The sequence below is a fragment of the Baekduia alba genome (assembly GCF_028416635.1).
GTDB classification, from domain to species: Bacteria; Actinomycetota; Thermoleophilia; order Solirubrobacterales; family Solirubrobacteraceae; genus Baekduia; species Baekduia alba.
Genome location: NZ_CP114013.1, coordinates 2674898 through 2690005, shown reverse-complemented (window position 1 = coordinate 2690005; position 15108 = coordinate 2674898). Strand labels below are relative to the sequence as shown.

The following is a 15108-nucleotide window of genomic DNA, read 5'->3' as shown; positions in this document are numbered from 1 at the left end:
GGCAGCGATCCGGTCGGGCGCGCGTGGCAGGATGCTGCGCGTGCCCTCCCGGTCCTGTGTCCCGCTCGCGGCGGCACTCCTCGCGCTGCTGACCTTCGCCGCCGCGCCCGCCTCCGCCGCGCCGCAGCTGCAGACCGGGATCTCCGACGACGGCATCCTGCTCTACTCGCCCGAGCGCGCGCCCGGCGTGGCGGCCCAGTGGGCCGCCGCCGGCATCGACACCGTCCGCATCCAGGTCCGCTGGGTCGCGATCGCGCCCGGGCCGCTCGCGCCGACCCAGCCGTTCGGCTTCGACGCGCGCAACCCCGACGACCCGCAGTACAGCTGGTCGGTCACCGACCGCGCGATCGGGCTGGTCGTCGCCAACCACATGACGCCGATCCTCGAGGTCACGGGCTCCGGGCCGCTGTGGTCCAGCCGCGTGCCGTCGCTCGGCAACCCGCGCTACCAGCCCGACGCGACGAAGTTCGGGCAGTTCGCGACCGCGGTCGCGCGCCGCTACGGCCGCGTCGCCAACCAGTACCTGGTGTGGAACGAGCCCAACCAGCCGCTGTGGCTCCAGCCCCAGCAGGAGTGCCCGACGCCCGGGCGCACGTGCACCCCGGTCGCGCCGCACACCTACCGCCAGCTCGTCCGCGCCGCCTACCCCGCGATCCACCAGGCCGACCCCGGCGCGCAGGTGATCGCCGGAACGCTCGCGCCGCGCGGCGCCGACCCGCTGCGGCGCAACCGCCCGCTGCGCCCGCTCGCGTTCATCCGCGCGTTCGGCTGCGTCGACGACCAGCTCGAGCCGATCCGCACCGGCCGCTGCCGCGGCTTCCAGCCCGCGCGCATCGACGGCTTCGCCTACCACCCGCACGCGATCAAGGCCTCGCCGAGCACGCCGTCGCCGCGCAGCGACGACGCCGCCATCGCCGACCTGCGCAAGCTGGAGGACACGCTCGACGCCGTGCAGCGCGCCCGCGGCTTCACGACGCCGACCGGCGCGCACACGCCGCTGCACCTGACCGAGCTCGGCTACCAGACCTCGCCGCCCGATCCCTACGACGGCATCCCGCCGGCGCGCCAGTCGCGCTGGCTGCAGGAGGCCGCCTACATCGCCTGGCGCGATCCGCGTGTCCGGACGCTCGTCCAGTACGAGTGGCAGGACGAGCCCGTCAAGTCGGTCGGGTCGGGCCGCAAGAAGTACGCGGGCTGGCAGTCGGGGCTGCTGTTCAGCAACGGCAGGCCCAAGCCGGCGCTGGCGGGCTTCCAGCACCCGTTCGTCGCCGATGTCGCGACGCGCGCGCCGCTCGTGCGCTTCTGGGGCCAGGTCCGGCCGGGGCGCTTCCACGCCGTCGCGCTCCAGCGGGCGTCGCCGACCGGCGCGTGGGTGACCGTCGCCAAGCTGCGCACCGACGTCCACGGCACGTTCGTCAAGACGCTCGACCTGCACCACCGGCGCGGGACCTACCGCTACAAGACGGTCGATCCGCTGCCGGCGCCGGTGCTGACCTCCGACGCCGTCGGCGCCACGCCCGCGCGCTAGCTAGAACGCCTGGGCGAAGGCCCGGTCGGGCTCGACGACGTACGCGACGCGGCCGGTCCGCAGCGGGTAGTCGGTGCCGAGGTACTGCTGCGAGAGCCGGTCGACGATCGCCCAGCCCTCCTCGCCGTCGATCGTCGCGACCACGCGGCCGCGGACGTGGGCCATCACGTTGGGGCGGTCGGCGGGGACGATCGACAGCGCGACGCGCGGGTCGCGCGCGACGTTGCGGGCCTTGACCGAGCGCGGGTCGGTGATGAAGACGATGCGGTCGCCGTCCATCCCGATCCAGACCGGGACCGCGTGCGGCGCGCCGTCGGGCAGGATCGTCGCGATGTGCGCGAGGTTGGCGTCCTCGATCAGCGCGCGGACGTCGTCGTCGACCGCGACGCTCATCGCACGGCGTCCGCGTACTCGTCGTGCCGGCGCAGCCAGCCCATCGTCGGCGTCTGCGGCCAGCCGTCCGGCGAGTCCTCCCACGCCTCCTGGCGGCCGTAGGGCGTCAGGTCCAGGATGTTGAAGTCGAAGCGCAGGCGGTCGACGCCGCGCGACGTCGTCCAGTAGGTGCGGTAGACGGCGTCGCCGTCGCGCAGCAGGACGCTGAGCTTGAAGCCGTCCCGCTCGTCGCGCGTGACGCCGAAGTCGGCGTTGAACGCGCTGCCCTCCGACGAGTAGAACGGCACCGTCCAACCCATCCGCTCGCGATAGGCCAGCAGCTCGTCGAGCGGCGCGCGGGCGATCAGCACCAGGTTGGTGTCGCGGGCGCGCAGGTGCTCGAGGCCGGCGATGTTGTCCGTGAACGTCGAGCAGCCGACGCACGGCTCGGCCTGGCCCGGCGGGAACATGAAGTGGTAGACGACCAGCTGCCGGCGGCCGTCGAACAGGTCGAGGAGCCCCACGTCGCCCTCCGGGCCGTGGAAGGTGTAGGTGTCGGCCTGCGCGACGGGCGTCATCGGCAGCCGGCGCCGGCGGGCGGCCAGCGCGTCGAGCCGGTGCGTCAGCGCCTTCTCCTCCTCGAGCAGCGCGGCGCGCTCGGTCTCGAGCTCCTCGGTGGACACGATCGGGGGAAGAGGGGTCATGAGGCGACGGTACCAGAGTCACTTCCTTGAAGGAAGCTATGATGTCGCCCCATGCAGCGGACACGCTTCGGCGACATGGTGTGCTCGATCGCCCGGACCCTCGACGTCGTCGGCGAGCCGTGGTCGCCGCTGATCGTGCGCGACGTCTGGGTCGGCATCACGCGCTTCGACCAGATCCAGGCCGACCTCGGCATCTCGACCAAGGTGCTGACCGAGCGCCTGAAGTGGCTCGTGGAGCAGGGCGTGCTGGAGCGCCGCGCGTACTCGCTGCGCCCGCTGCGCCACGAGTACGTCCTGACCGAGAAGGGCGGCGAGCTGTGCGCCATCCTGATGGCGATGACGGCCTGGGGCGACAAGCACGCCGCCGGCGACGCCGGGCCGCCCGTCCTGCTGCGCCACCGCGACTGCGGCCAGCTCACCCACGCCGAGGTCCGCTGCGCCTGCTGCGGTGAGCTCCTGCGCGGCGACGCGGTCGACGTCGAGCCGGGCCCGGCGCTGACCGCCTAGCCCTCCTCCTCGACGTCCATCCGCGTCACGAGGCCGGTCGCGTCGTCGAAGGCGTACACGTGGACGACCCGACCCTCGCCGAGCAGCTCGCCGTCCAACGAGCGCGCCACCTGCGCGACGTCCACGGCCAGCCGTCCGTCCGGGCGCCCGGTGAAGCCGGCCGGCTCGACCGACGGGTCGATCGCCGCCCACTGCCGCGTCCAGTAGCCGCGCACGCCCTCGTGACCGGCGACGCGTCCGCCCTCCCAGGCGTTGGGCCAGTCGACGTCGGGGGCCAGCGCCGCCAGCACCGCGTCGATGTCGCGCGCGTTGAACGCGGCGTAGATGGTGCGCAGCAGGTCCTCGCGGGCGGCCGTCATGCCGCCCACGCTACACGCAACCGAACGGTTGCGCTAGGCGCGCAGGCGGTAGCCGCGCACGAACAGCCGGTGGTTGACCAGGAACAGCGCGGCCGTCGCCGCGAAGAGGAACAGCAGCGAGAGCGCGATGTTCGTCTCCGAGTACCCCAGGAACCCGTAGCGGACCAGCGAGATCATGTAGTAGATCGGGTTGATGTGGGTCAGCGTCTCGAACGGCTGGGGCAGCAGCGACGCGCTGTAGAACACGCCGCCGAGGAACAGCAGCGGCTGGAGCACGAACGTCTGCGCGAACGACACGTCGTCGAACTGCTCGGCGCGCACGCCGACCAGGACGCCGAGCTGCGCGAAGAAGAAGCCCACCAGGAACAGCGCGGGGACCAGCACCAGGACGTGGTCGACCGGGATCGACACCAGGATGCTGGCCGCGCAGAAGGTCAGCGTCGCGACGAGCATCCCGCGCAGGAACCCGCCGAGCGTGAAGGCCAGCAGCAGCTCCAGCGGCGACGCCGGCGACGACAGCTGGTCGTCGATCGCGCGCTGGAACTTCTGCTGGAGGATCGACGACGAGTTGTTGGAGAATGCGTTCATCGCCCAGGCCATCATGATCAGGCCGGGCACGACGAAGACCACGTAGTCGACGCCGTGCAGCTCCCCCACGCGCGAGCCCAGCGCCGCGCCGAAGACCGAGATGTACAGGAACGTCTCGAGCAGCGGCGCGCCGACGGTCTGGCGCTTGATCTTCATGAAGCGGTTGACCTCGCGGCGCAGCAGCGAGAAGAACCGGATCTGGCCGGCGGTCACGCCGACAGCTCCGAGACGGCGCCGGCCGCCCCGCCGCGCGACAGCTCCTTGCGCCCCACCAGTTCCAGGTAGGCGTCCTCCAGGCCCGACACGCCGTAGCGCGCCGCCAGCTCCCCGCTGGACCCCTGCGCGACGATCTCACCGCCGTTGATGAAGGCGATCTTGTCGCACAGCTGCTCGGCCTCTTCGAGGTAGTGCGTGGTGAGCAGGATCGTCGTGCCCTCCGCGTTGATGCGCTGGACGTAGTGCCACAGCTCCAGGCGCAGCTCGACGTCGACGCCCGCCGTCGGCTCGTCGAGGATCAGCAGCCGCGGCCGGTGCATCAGCGCGCGGGCCAGGATCAGCCGGCGCTTCATGCCGCCGCTCAGCGTGCGGGTCCGGTCGTCCTTCTTGGACGTCAGCGAGAACGCCTCAAGCAGCTCGGCGATGCGCTCGCGCCGCTCGCGCTTGGGCATCCCGAAGTAGCCGCCGTGGAAGTCCAGCGTCTCCTCGAGCGTCAGGAAGTGGTCGATGTTGAGGTCCTGCGGCGCCAGCCCGACGGCCAGCCGGGCGTCGCCGTAGTCGTGGATCGCGTCGTGCCCGAAGACGCTGATCGCGCCCGCGGTCGGCGAGGCCAGGCCGGTGGTGCAGTGGATCAACGTGGACTTGCCGGCGCCGTTGGGCCCGAGCAGGCCGAAGAACTCGCCGGCGCCGATCGTGAGGTCGACGCCCTTGAGCGCCTCGGTGCCCGTCGGGTAGCGCTTGACGAGGCCGGAGATCTGGAGTGCTGGAGCCATTCCCGGAGAGGATGCGGCTTCAACCGCGCTTGAGGTCAAGCGCGGGAGAACCGTCGGCCGGCGACCGGCGAGACCGCTTCGTCGATCGCGTCGGCGTCCTTCTCGGCCTGCTCGGCCTCCAGCGCGGCGAGGCGCTCCGGCGTCATCGCCGTGTCGTCCTCGTTCTCGGCGAGCCACTGCTGGGCCTCGCGCGCCGCGGCGTCGTCGACGACGACCTGCTTGCCCGACGCGTAGTACTTGTCGATCTCGGCGAACAGCTCGTCGACGAGGTCCTCGGTGCGGACCTTCTTCAGCGGCTCGCCCTTGGAGAAGATCATGGCGGAGTCCTTGGCGCCGGTGATGCCGAAGTCGGCGTGGCGCGCCTCGCCGATGCCGTTGACCGCGCAGCCGAGGATCGAGACCTCGATCGGGTCGGCGTACTGCTCCAGCCGGCGCTCGACCTCCATGACGACCGAGTCCATGTCGAACTGCAGGCGGCCGCAGGTCGGGCAGGCGATCAGGACCGGGCCGCGCTCGCGCAGCTTCAAGGCCTTCAGGATCTCCCACGCCACCTTCACCTCCTCCTCGGCATGGAAGGTCGAGAGCGAGATCCGGATCGTGTCGCCGATGCCGTCGGCCAGCAGCGTGCCGAGGCCGACCGCGCTCTTCAGCGAGCCCGACCACTTCGTCCCGGCCTCGGTGATCCCGAGGTGCAGCGGGTGGTCGACCTTCTCGGCGAGCAGGCGGTTGGAGGCGATGGTGTTGGGCACCGAGGTCGACTTCATCGACAGCTTGAAGTCGTAGAAGTCGAGCTGGTGCATCAGCGCGACCCACTCGGTCGCAGCGGTGACGAGCGCCTCGACCGGGCTGGTGAACTCGAGGTCGCGCAGGTGCTTGGGCAGCGAGCCGGAGTTGACGCCGACGCGGATCGGCGTGCCGGCGGCCTTGGCGGCCGCCAGGACCTCGGCGACCTTGTCGGGTCCGCCGATGTTGCCCGGGTTGATCCGCACGCAGTGCGCGCCGGCCTCGATGGCCTTGATCGCGAGCGTGTGGTTGAAGTGGATGTCGGCGATGACCGGGATCGGCGACTGCACCACGATCGTCTTGAGGGCCTCGACGTCCTGCTCGCGCGGAACGGCGACGCGCACGATGTCCGCGCCGGCCTCGGCGACGCGATGGATCTGGTCCATCGTCGCCTGCAGGTTCGCGGTCTCCGTCTTGGTCATCGTCTGGACGGCCACGGGCGCGCCGCCCCCGACAGGGACGGAGCCGACGTGGATCTGACGGGCGGAGGCCATACGACGCATTCTAGAAGAGGGCCGGTACGCTCCCCGCCGTGGCCCCTTCTGACGTCTACGGGACCGCACGGGGTCAGGCGCGGGCGCGCATCGCGTCCCCGATCGCCGCGAGGACCCGCGCGCGGCGGCACGCGACGTTCTTCGGCATGACCGGCCTGGCGGCCGGGATGCGGGTCCTGGACGTCGGCTGCGGCACGCTGGGCCTCCGCGCCCTGGAGCCCGAGCTGGCGATCACGGGCGTCGACCTGGCGCCGCGGCCGGAGTACCCGGGCCCGTTCCTGCAGGCCGACGTGGCCGCCGGCCTGCCCTACGGCGACGGCGAGTTCGACCTCGTCTACGCGTCCTCGGTCATCGAGCACGTCCCGCGCGCGCGGCGCGCCGCGTTCGCGGCCGAGGTGCGCCGCGTCGGTCGCGGGCTCTACGTCCAGACGCCGGCCTACACCTTCCCGATCGAGCCTCACAGCCTGCTGCCGTTCGCCCACTGGCTCCCGGCGGCGGTCCGGCGCCCGTACTGGCGCCTCGGCGCGCAGGGCACGTGGGAGGACATCGACCTGCTGCGCCGCGACGAGCTCGCGGCCCTGTTCTCCGCGCCGGTGCACGCCGAGCGCTTCGGGCCGCTGACCAAGAGCTGGATCGCGATCGACCCGGTGAGCCCGGCGTGAGCGGCGCCGCGCCGGCCCCGGTCTGCCTGCGCGACCTCGAGCCGCTCGTCGCCGACCGCCTGGAGGCCGGCCCGCTGGGCTACTTCGCCGGCGGCGCGGGCGACGAGCGCACGCTCGCCGACAACGAGGCGGCGTTCGCGCGCCGCCGGCTGCTGCCGCGCGTGCTCGTCGACGTGGAGGGCGTCACGACCCGGACGACCGTCCTGGGCACCGAGATCGCCCTGCCGGTCATCGTCGCGCCGGTCGCGCTGCAGAAGATGGCGCATCCCGACGGCGAGCCCGGGATGGCGCGCGCCGCCGCCGGCGCCGGCACGGTGATGACGGTCTCCACGCTGGCGACCGCGACGCCGCGCGAGGTCGCCGAGGCCGCGCCGGGCGCGCCGCGCTGGTTCCAGCTCTACGTGCTCAAGGACCGCGCCGTCACGCACGCGCTGGTCGACGAGGCGGTCGACTGCGGCTACGACGCGCTCGTCGTCACGGTCGACGCGCCGCGCGCCGGCCGCCGCGAGCGCGACCTGCGCACCGGCTTCGCGGTCCCGCCCGGCATCGACATGCCCGGCGTCAGCGCCGCGGCCGGCCACAGCGCCGGCCTCACCCCCGCCGGCTTCTTCTCGCTCGTCGACCCGTCGCTGACCTGGAAGGACCTCGAGCGCCTGGTCGACGCGGTCGAGCTCCCGGTCCTCGTCAAGGGCATCCACGCCCCGGCCGACGCGCGGCTGGCGATCCAGCACGGCGCCGCCGGCGTCGTGGTCTCCAACCACGGCGGGCGCCAGCTCGACGGCGTCCCGGCCGGGATCGACCTGCTCGAGCCGGTCGCCCAGGAGGTCGCCGGCGAGGTCGAGGTGCTCGTCGACGGCGGCGTGCGCCGCGGCAGCGACGTCCTCAAGGCGCTTGCGCTCGGCGCGCGGGCGGTGCTCGTCGGCCGGCCGCTGCTGTGGGGCCTGGCGTGGGACGGCGAGGCGGGCGCCCGCTGGGTCCTGGAGACGCTGCGGGCCGAGATCGAGCTCGACCTCATGCTGCTCGGCGCCGCCGCGCCGGGCGCGGTCTCCCGCGCCCACGTGCTGTAGGTTTCCCCCGCATCTTCCGGGATCTTCCGCGCAGCACCCGGACGAACTCAAGCACGACGGCGTCCTGGCCGTTAACCAATACGTAGCCGTGTCCGAGACGACGTCCAAGCCCGAGGCCGCCGCGCTGCTCGCAGCGTTGGGCGCCGCGCGCGCCGTCCGGACCCGCGAGGACCTCGCCGACGCGCTCGACCGCATCGCCGACGCCATCGGCCAGGCGCTGCGCTGCAGGACCGTCGTCATCAACCTGCACCGGCCGGCGTGGGACGACTTCGAGGTCGTGACGGTCCGCGGGCCCGACGAGGCGCGCCGCGCGCTGCTGGGCCAGGCGTCGACCTGGGAGCAGTGGGCGCCCTACCTCTCCAACCGCTTCACCCGCAGCGGCGCGCACCACGTCCCGGCCGGCGCCGTGGCGCTGCCCGCGACCGCCGACGGGCTCGTGCTGCACCGTCCCGAGGCGCCGCCGTCCGCCGCGCCCGACCGCTGGGACCCGGACGACCTGCTGCTCGCCGTCATGCGCCGCGCCAACGGCGACGTGCTCGGCATCGTGTCGGTCGACGAGCCGCTGGACGGCTCCCGGCCCGACGACGAGGACTGCGACCGCCTGGTCACGCTCGCCGCGCTCGCCGCCCTGGCCGCCGAGCGCGCCGTCGAGTGCGAGCGCGACGCCCGCCACCGCGCGGCGCTGGAGCGCCTGGTCGAGGTCGCACGGCCGCCGCTGGCCGAGCGCACCCGCGGCGGCGTCCTGGACGCCGTGTGCTCGGGCGTGCGCGAGGCGCTCGGCTTCGGCAGGGTCGCCGTGCTCCTGGCCGAGAACGGCGGGCTGCTGCGCCCGGCCGCGACCGCCGGCTGGACGATGCACGACCCGGTCTTCGCGCACCTGGCGCTGACGCTGACCCAGCTCGAGCCGCTGCTGTCGCTCGTCCACGAGCGCCAGGGCTGCTACCTGCTGGAGCGCGAGGACGCCGAGGCGATCCTCGGCATGGAGGGCGGATCGGTCTACCGCTCGCGCACGAACGGAAGCGGACCGTACGCGTGGCAGCGCCACTGGCTGATCGCGCCGCTGCGCGACGGGGCCGGCGACCTCCGCGGCGTCGTCTGGGTCGACGACCCGGTCGACCGCCTGCTGCCGGCGCGCGAGTGGCTGCAGCTGCTGCGCCTGTTCGCCGATCAGGCCGCGCTGGCCCTGGACTTCGGCGCCGGCGCCGGCGTCGCGGCCGCCGCCGGCGGCCCGGCCGGCGTCGTGCTCGGCGCCGAGCAGGACGCGCTGACCGGCCTGGCCAACCGCACCAAGCTCGCCGACCGCCTGCGTCACGCGCTGCAGCGCGTCAAGCGCGCGGAGACGACGGTCGCGGTGCTGTTCATCGACCTGGACAACTTCCAGCAGGCCAACGACACGCTCGGCCACGCGGCCGGCGACGAGCTGCTGCGCATCAGCGCCGCGCGGATCGACGAGGACCTGCGTCCCGGCGACACCGTCGCCCGCTTCGGCGGCGACGAGTTCGTGGTCCTGTGCGAGGACGTCGGCTCGCCCGAGGACGCGATGGACGTCGCCGAGCGCCTGCGCGTCCTGCTCGCCGAGCCGATCCCGCTGGCGACCGGCGTCGCGCAGGTCACGGCGTCGATCGGCGTCGCGCTGCCCGACCGGCCGGACCGCAGCGCCGAGGCGCTGCTCCAGGCGGCCGACCGGGCGATGTACGAGGCCAAGGCCGCCGGCCGCGACGCCGCCCGCCTCGCCACCCCCGGCGCCGGCTGGCCGTAGGCCGATCCTGCGTGCCGCCTCGCCGCGCGTGACGGTCGCCGACGCGCTTCACGTGCGGGCGCACGCCGCCGCTGCGCCGGCGACGTCAGCCACGACGATCCGGGCCACCGGATCGCCCTAGGGGTCGTGGTCCGCTGCACGGTGACCCAGCCGAAGGGGTCGCCGGCCTGGTGGTACGACCGTCACGCTCACGCCCGACCACCATCAAGGACCGGACGCTGAAGGTGACGCTGGCCGACACGGTCACCGCCCTGTCGAGCACGGTCAAGCTGAAGGTGACGGGCGCGAAGTCCTCCCCGACCGTCAAGATCTTCTCGTGACCGACATCAGCACCGACGCGACCGGCGACCACGACGCCGCCGGCGAGGGGCGGGCGGGTGGGCCTGCTCCTCCGCCGCTGACGCCGGTCCCGCCCGCCCGCCGCCGCACGGCGGGCGAGGAGGCCCGGACGCTCGTCGCCCAGACCAACGTCGCGACGCTCGCGACGCTGAGCGACGACGGCGGCCCGTGGGCGTCGCTGGTCAGCTACGCCGCGCTCGACGACGGCTCGCCGGTCCTGTTCGTCTCGACGCTCGCCGAGCACGGCCGCAACCTGGACCGGGACCCGCGCGCGAGCCTCGTCGTCGCCGAGGCCGCGCGCGGCAGCGATCCGCTCGCGCACGGGCGCGTCACGCTCGCCGGCCGGGTCACGCGCCCGACCGGCGACCAGGAGCCGGTCGCGCGCGCCGCGTACCTGGCGTCGGTCCCGACCGCGTCGTCCTACCAGGGCTTCGGCGACTTCTCGCTGTACGTCCTGCAGGTCGAGCGCGTCCGCTGGGTCGGCGGCTACGGCCGGATGGACTCGGCCGACGCCGACGCCTACGCCAACGCGCAGGCCGACCCGGTGGGCGACGCGCGCGGCGCGATCACCCACCTCAACGACGACCACGCCGACGCCCTCCTGATCATGGCCCAGGCGCTCGGCGGCTACCCCGACGCGACCGCCGCCCGCTGCACCGCGGCCGACCGCTACGGCCTCGACCTGGCGGTCGAGACCCCTCGCGGCTCCGCCCCGGCCCGCGTCGGCTTCGCCGAGCCGGTGACCGACAAGGCCGGATTGCGCGGCGCGGCCGTCGAGCTCACCCGCCGCGCCCGAGCCCAGCCCTGAGGTGATCCTGCGGCACGCAGGATCGCCCTAGTACATCGAGTCGATCGTCGAGTTGTACTTCTCGGCGATCGGCTTCCGCTTCAACTTCATCGTCGGCGTCAGCTCGTCGCCGCCGGGCAGCCAGTCGCCCTCGACGATCACGAACTTCTTGATCTGCTCGACGCGGGCGAGCTTGCTGTTGGCGGCATCGACGCCGGCCTGGATCGCGGTGCGGATCGCGTCCTCGTGCGCCAGGTCCTCCAGCGACGTGTCGGCCAGGCCGTTCTGCGCCGCCCACGCCGGCGCGAAGTCGGCGTCGAGCACGATCAGCGCGGTGTTGTAGGGCTTGGCGTCGCCGATGCAGACCGCGTTGCCGATCAGCGGCGACGCGGACTTCAGCGTCGCCTCGATGTTGGCCGGCGACATGTTCTTGCCGGCCGCGTTGATGATGATCTCCTTCTTGCGGTCGACGATCTTGACGTAGCCGTCGTCGTCGATCGTGGCGATGTCGCCGGTGTGCAGCCAGCCGTCGGGGTCGATCGTCTCCGCCGTCTTGTCCGGCAGCCCGCGGTAGCCGAGCATCACCAGGCCGCCGCGGATCAGCAGCTCGCCGTCTGAGGCGAGCTTCAGCTCGCAGCCGGGCGTCGGCGGGCCGACCGTCCCGATCTTGATGCGCTCGGGCGGGTTGACCGCGCCGCCGCCGCACGTCTCGCTCATCCCCCACAGCTCCGAAAGCGGCAGGCCGATGGCGTGGAAGAACTCCAGGACGTCGACCGGCGTCGGCGCGGCGCCGACGTTGATCGCGACGACCTGATCGAGGCCGAGCATCGTGCGCAGGCCGGAGAACATCTCGGCGTCGGCCTGCGCGACCGCGGCCGCCAGCTCCTCCGGGACGGGCTCGCCGGCCTGCTCGAGCTGCACCTTGCGGCGCGCCGCGGCCAGCGCCGCCTGCGCCTTCTCGCGCTGCTCCTCGGGCTGGGAGGCGACCATCGCCTCCAGGCCCGCCTTCAGCTTCTCCCAGATCCGCGGGACCGCGAAGAACCAGTGCGGCCGCACGCTGGGCAGGAACGACACGATCTCGCGCGGGTTCGGGCAGGTCGTGACCTGGAAGCCGAAGACGATCGGCAGGTAGTGGTGCGCGGCGCGCTCGGCGATGTGCGCGTTGGGCAGCCACGAGATGACGCGCGCGCCGTCCGGGAACTGGACGATCTCCTCGATCCCCGACACCGCCGACAGCAGGTTGCGGTGCGCGAGCTCGACGCCCTTGGGCGGGCCGGTCGTGCCCGAGGTGTAGATCAACGTCAGGACGTCGTCGGGCGCCAGCGCCGCGATCGACGCATCGACGTCGAAGCCGGCGTCGGCGCCGCGCGCCGCCACGTCGGCCAGCCTCAGCGTGCCGTCGGCCGCGTCGCCGTCGACGAGGATCACGTGCTCCAGGTCGGGCAGCGTCTCGCGCGCCTCCAGGACGTTGGCCAGGAACTGCTGCTCGGTGATGAGGATCTTCGCGCCCGCGTCCGCCACCACGTACTCGATCTGGTTGGGCGCGTAGGTCATGTAGATCGAGAACGGCGTCGCCCCGACCATCATCGCCGCGAGGTCCGCGAGGTGGAACTCCGGCCGGTTGCCCAGCATCAGCGCGATCGCGTCGCCCTTGCGCAGGCCGAGGTCATGCAGGCCGCCGGCCAACGCGTCGACGCGCTCGCGCAGCTCGCCCCACGTCCACGAGATCTCGTCGTCCTTGGTCCGGACGGCCACCTGGTCGGCGCGCTGCGCCGACGTGATGCGGAACGCCTCGGCGATCGTCGCGGCGTCGACCCCGCGCTGCGGTGCGGTGCTGCTCTCCACTTCGACCCCTCTCCCAGGGTGGTTACTTCACTCCGAAGCCAGCGCCCCGAAGCCGATCGATGTCGTTGGTGAAGCCGATGAAGAACACGGCGATCACCAGGATGAACCCCACATAGCTGGCCTGCTCCATGACCCGGAACGGGATCGGACGACCCCGAACCTTCTCGGCCAGCGCCCAGAAGATATGCCCCCCGTCCAGCGGAAGGAAGGGGAACAGGTTGACGATCGCGAGCGAGAGGGAGATCAGCGCGAGGATCTGCAGCGCCAGGACGATGTCGTCCTGCTGGAAGGACTGGCGCGTCGTCTCGTAGGAGCCGACGACGCCGGACACGTTCTTGCGCGCCGAGCTGTCGTAGAAGAGCTTGGTGATCGCGCTGACCGTGGCCTTGCTGACGTCCCACATGCCGGTGACCGAGCGGCTCGCGGCGCGGCCGACGGGCAGCGGGTCGTAGACGTAGCCGAACGTGAAGCCGATCAGCATGCGGCCCTTGCTGCCGTCGGTGTTGACGGCGGTCGGGTCGTAGCGCGGGCTGACCTTCAGCGTCTCCAGCTGCCCGTCGCGCTTGACGACCACGGTCGCCGGCGTCGCGGCGACGCAGCCCTTGGCCTTGACCCCGTCGGCGCAGGTGTGCGTCCCGATCTGCTGGCGCAGCCTGGCCGAGTCGCCCCTGACGCCGTCGACCGACACGATGGTGTCGTCGGGCTTCAGGACGCCGGCGGCCGCCGAGCCCTTCTGGACGCTCCCGACGCTGCCGTTGTCGGTCGCGGCGCCCTTGGCCGCGAAGAGCACGAACAGGATCAGGAAGGCCAGCAGGATGTTCATCGCCGGGCCGGCGCCGATGACGACCAACCGCTTCCAGACGGGCTGGTTGTAGTAGGCCCGCGGGACGTCCTCCTCGGGGATGTCCTCCTGCGGGTTCATCCCGACGATCTTCACGTAGCCGCCGAGCGGGATCGCTCCGATGCCGTAGTCGGTCTCGCCGCGGCGGACGGTGAAGAGGTGCGGCGGGAAGAACAGGTTGAAGCGCGTCACCTTCATGCCGACGGCCTTGGCCGCGGCGAAGTGGCCGAACTCGTGCAGGACGATCAACGCCGCGAACCCGGCAAAAGCGAGGAACCAAGACATTTAGGCGCGCACCGCCACCTGCTCGGAGGCCAGCTCGCGCGCGGCGCGGTCGGCCTCGAAGAGCGACTCGAACGCGCGGACCGGGCCACCGGGCATCTCGTGCAGCGTCGCGGCGATCACGTCGCCGATGCCGGTGAAGGCCAGCCGGCCCTCCATGAAGGCGTGCACGGCGACCTCGTTGGCGGCGTTGAGGACGCACGGCGCGGTGCCGCCGGCCAGCGCGGCCTGACGGCAGAGGCCCAGGCACGGGAACGCGTCGTCGTCGACCGGCTCGAAGGTCAAGGACCCCACCTCGGCCAGGTTGAGGCGCTTGGTCGGCAGCGACACGATCTCGGGATGGTGCAAGGCGTAGGCGATCGCGATCCGCATGTCGGGCAGGCCGAGGTGCGCGAGCTGCGCGCCGTCGGCGGTCTCGACCAGCGCGTGGACGATCGACTGCGGGTGCACGACGACGTCGATGCGGTCGTAGGGCACGCCGAAGAGGTGGTGGGCCTCCATGACCTCGAGGCCCTTGTTCATCAACGTGGCCGAGTCGATGGTGATCTTGCCGCCCATCGACCACGTCGGGTGGTCGAGTGCCTCGGCGACCGTGACGTCGGACAGCTCGGCGTGCGTGCGGCCGCGGAACGGGCCGCCGGACGCGGTGATCGTCATGCGCTCCAGCGCGCCGGTCGGCACGCCGTGCAGCAGGTGGTGCAGCGCCGCGTGCTCGGAGTCGACCGGCAGCAGGCGCGCGCCCGTCGCCTCGGCCAGCTGCGTGACGAGCTCGCCGCCGACGACCAGCGACTCCTTGTTGGCCAGCGCGAGGTCGATGCCCTCGCCCAGCGCCGCGACCGTCGGGCCCAGGCCGGCCGAGCCGACCAGCGCGTTGAGCACGAGGTCGGCGCCCGACTCCAGGACCAGCTGCACCAGCCCCTCGGCGCCGGTCAGCACCTCGCCGTCGGTCCACGCCTCGGCCGCGCGCGCGGCGGCGTCGGGATCGGCGATCGCGATCCGGCGGACGCCATGGCGGGTGGCCTGTTCGATCAGCGGCTCCCAGGAGCGAGCGGCGCTGAGCCCGACGATCTCCAGATCGTCGGTCCGCGAGACCACGTCGAGCGCCTGGGTGCCGATCGACCCGGTCGAGCCGAGCACGAGAAGACGGCGGGGCATGTGCCCGCAGAGGTTAGCCGCGCGCACATCAAGGCCACCTCAAAGCC

At 72.8% G+C, this 15108-nt stretch carries 16 protein-coding genes; 7 read left to right on the top strand and 9 right to left on the bottom strand.

What is annotated here, in order from left to right; translation table 11 throughout:
• Positions 1-40 precede the first annotated feature (40 nt).
• Positions 41-1528, top strand: coding sequence for a hypothetical protein (locus tag DSM104299_RS13445; RefSeq protein ID WP_272477822.1), 1488 nt, complete (start codon positions 41-43; stop codon positions 1526-1528).
• Here the strand turns inward: DSM104299_RS13445 and DSM104299_RS13440 are convergent, their stop codons facing one another.
• Both DSM104299_RS13440 and DSM104299_RS13435 read right to left on the bottom strand, forming a co-directional pair.
• A complete protein-coding gene (locus DSM104299_RS13440) occupies positions 1529-1921 on the bottom strand; it encodes a PPOX class F420-dependent oxidoreductase (RefSeq protein WP_272477821.1) in 393 nt (130 codons plus the stop codon).
• Positions 1918-2604 (bottom strand): DUF899 domain-containing protein, encoded by a 687-nt coding sequence (locus DSM104299_RS13435; protein ID WP_272477820.1) that lies wholly within the window; start codon positions 2602-2604, stop codon positions 1918-1920. The genes DSM104299_RS13440 and DSM104299_RS13435 overlap by 4 nt, the downstream gene beginning before the upstream one ends.
• Before the next feature lie 51 nt (positions 2605-2655).
• Between DSM104299_RS13435 and DSM104299_RS13430 the strand changes: the two genes are divergently transcribed.
• Positions 2656-3111 (top strand): winged helix-turn-helix transcriptional regulator, encoded by a 456-nt coding sequence (locus DSM104299_RS13430; protein ID WP_272477819.1) that lies wholly within the window; start codon positions 2656-2658, stop codon positions 3109-3111.
• Here DSM104299_RS13430 and DSM104299_RS13425 read toward each other — a convergent pair.
• Genes DSM104299_RS13425 through ispG form a run of 4 tightly spaced genes read right to left on the bottom strand, consistent with a single transcriptional unit; the run spans position 3108 to position 6324 of the window.
• On the bottom strand, positions 3108-3470 hold the full coding sequence (locus tag DSM104299_RS13425) for a nuclear transport factor 2 family protein (protein ID WP_272477818.1): 363 nt from the start codon (positions 3468-3470) through the stop codon (positions 3108-3110). The genes DSM104299_RS13430 and DSM104299_RS13425 overlap by 4 nt on opposite strands.
• A 33-nt stretch (positions 3471-3503) precedes the next feature.
• Entirely contained in the window at positions 3504-4271 is a 768-nt protein-coding gene (locus DSM104299_RS13420) for an ABC transporter permease (RefSeq protein ID WP_272477817.1), read from the bottom strand.
• On the bottom strand, positions 4268-5047 hold the full coding sequence (locus DSM104299_RS13415) for an ABC transporter ATP-binding protein (protein ID WP_272477816.1): 780 nt from the start codon (positions 5045-5047) through the stop codon (positions 4268-4270). Before DSM104299_RS13415 ends, DSM104299_RS13420 begins: the two co-directional genes overlap by 4 nt.
• Before the next feature lie 35 nt (positions 5048-5082).
• The gene (gene ispG / locus DSM104299_RS13410) at positions 5083-6324 is read right to left on the bottom strand and encodes a flavodoxin-dependent (E)-4-hydroxy-3-methylbut-2-enyl-diphosphate synthase (RefSeq protein ID WP_272477815.1); all 1242 of its coding nucleotides are present in this window, start codon (positions 6322-6324) and stop codon (positions 5083-5085) included.
• A 38-nt stretch (positions 6325-6362) separates the two neighbouring features.
• Here ispG and DSM104299_RS13405 point away from each other — a divergent pair, with 38 nt between their 5' ends.
• The 5 genes from DSM104299_RS13405 (at position 6363) to DSM104299_RS13385 (ending at position 10959) form a co-directional block, all read left to right on the top strand.
• Positions 6363-6986 carry a class I SAM-dependent methyltransferase gene (locus DSM104299_RS13405; RefSeq protein ID WP_272477814.1) on the top strand — a complete coding sequence of 208 codons (624 nt, stop codon included), beginning with the start codon at positions 6363-6365 and terminating at the stop codon, positions 6984-6986.
• Positions 6983-8053: an alpha-hydroxy acid oxidase gene (locus DSM104299_RS13400; RefSeq protein WP_272477813.1), complete on the top strand. Its 1071-nt coding sequence runs from the start codon at positions 6983-6985 to the stop codon at positions 8051-8053. The genes DSM104299_RS13405 and DSM104299_RS13400 overlap by 4 nt, the downstream gene beginning before the upstream one ends.
• A gap of 88 nt (positions 8054-8141) precedes the next feature.
• Complete coding sequence (locus DSM104299_RS13395) at positions 8142-9812, top strand: sensor domain-containing diguanylate cyclase (RefSeq protein WP_272477812.1); 1671 nt, start codon at positions 8142-8144, stop codon at positions 9810-9812.
• Positions 9813-9982: 170 nt separating this feature from the next.
• Positions 9983-10132 (top strand): hypothetical protein, encoded by a 150-nt coding sequence (locus tag DSM104299_RS13390; RefSeq protein WP_272477811.1) that lies wholly within the window; start codon positions 9983-9985, stop codon positions 10130-10132.
• Positions 10129-10959 (top strand): HugZ family pyridoxamine 5'-phosphate oxidase, encoded by an 831-nt coding sequence (locus DSM104299_RS13385; RefSeq protein WP_272477810.1) that lies wholly within the window; start codon positions 10129-10131, stop codon positions 10957-10959. The genes DSM104299_RS13390 and DSM104299_RS13385 overlap by 4 nt, the downstream gene beginning before the upstream one ends.
• A 27-nt stretch (positions 10960-10986) precedes the next feature.
• Here DSM104299_RS13385 and DSM104299_RS13380 read toward each other — a convergent pair whose 3' ends face one another.
• The 3 genes from DSM104299_RS13380 to dxr are packed head-to-tail and all read right to left on the bottom strand — an operon-like array spanning position 10987 to position 15061.
• On the bottom strand, positions 10987-12783 hold the full coding sequence (locus DSM104299_RS13380; RefSeq protein WP_272477809.1) for an AMP-dependent synthetase/ligase: 1797 nt from the start codon (positions 12781-12783) through the stop codon (positions 10987-10989).
• Between the two features lie 22 nt (positions 12784-12805).
• Complete coding sequence (locus DSM104299_RS13375) at positions 12806-13909, bottom strand: M50 family metallopeptidase (protein WP_272477808.1); 1104 nt, start codon at positions 13907-13909, stop codon at positions 12806-12808.
• Complete coding sequence (gene dxr / locus DSM104299_RS13370) at positions 13910-15061, bottom strand: 1-deoxy-D-xylulose-5-phosphate reductoisomerase (protein ID WP_272477807.1); 1152 nt, start codon at positions 15059-15061, stop codon at positions 13910-13912. It lies immediately after the preceding gene.
• Positions 15062-15108: the final 47 nt, after the last annotated feature.

Bases quoted from the DNA above. Each gene is read 5' to 3' on its own strand.
- DSM104299_RS13440 (WP_272477821.1), bottom strand. From the start codon at position 1,921: ATGAGCGTCGCGGTCGACGACGACGTCCGCGCGCTGATCGAGGACGCC.
- DSM104299_RS13435 (WP_272477820.1), bottom strand. From the start codon at position 2,604: ATGACCCCTCTTCCCCCGATCGTGTCCACCGAGGAGCTCGAGACCGAG.
- DSM104299_RS13430 (WP_272477819.1), top strand. From the start codon at position 2,656: ATGCAGCGGACACGCTTCGGCGACATGGTGTGCTCGATCGCCCGGACC.
- DSM104299_RS13425 (WP_272477818.1), bottom strand. From the start codon at position 3,470: ATGACGGCCGCCCGCGAGGACCTGCTGCGCACCATCTACGCCGCGTTC.
- DSM104299_RS13415 (WP_272477816.1), bottom strand. From the start codon at position 5,047: ATGGCTCCAGCACTCCAGATCTCCGGCCTCGTCAAGCGCTACCCGACG.
- ispG (WP_272477815.1), bottom strand. From the start codon at position 6,324: ATGGCCTCCGCCCGTCAGATCCACGTCGGCTCCGTCCCTGTCGGGGGC.
- DSM104299_RS13375 (WP_272477808.1), bottom strand. From the start codon at position 13,909: ATGTCTTGGTTCCTCGCTTTTGCCGGGTTCGCGGCGTTGATCGTCCTG.
- dxr (WP_272477807.1), bottom strand. From the start codon at position 15,061: ATGCCCCGCCGTCTTCTCGTGCTCGGCTCGACCGGGTCGATCGGCACC.